Source organism: Curtobacterium sp. VKM Ac-2922, from assembly GCF_022815645.1.
Classification (GTDB): domain Bacteria; phylum Actinomycetota; class Actinomycetes; order Actinomycetales; family Microbacteriaceae; genus Curtobacterium.
In genome coordinates this window covers 1-215 of the sequence record NZ_JALGRO010000029.1, presented here as the reverse complement: position 1 = coordinate 215, position 215 = coordinate 1, and the positions used below count along the sequence as shown (strand labels likewise).

Here is a 215-nt window from a genome sequence, read left to right as displayed (position 1 = left end):
AAGACCACGGTCTCCCTCGCCGCTGCCGGCGCGATCATCCTGGGCGGTGCCGGGTTCGGCATCTCCGCCGCGAACGCGTCGACCCCCACGGTCCACACCGTCGCGTCGTCCTCGTCGAAGATCCCCGCCCCCGTCGCGTCGGTCCCGAACGTGCTCGGTGGGAACACCTCCGTCGCCCTCGACAAGGGCTTCACCGACGCCCTCACCAGCCTGAA

At 70.7% G+C, this 215-nt stretch carries 1 pseudogene; it reads left to right on the top strand.

Annotated elements, in window-relative coordinates:
- Positions 1 to 215 (top strand): annotated as a pseudogene (locus MT346_RS17890) (hypothetical protein); the annotation flags it as partial.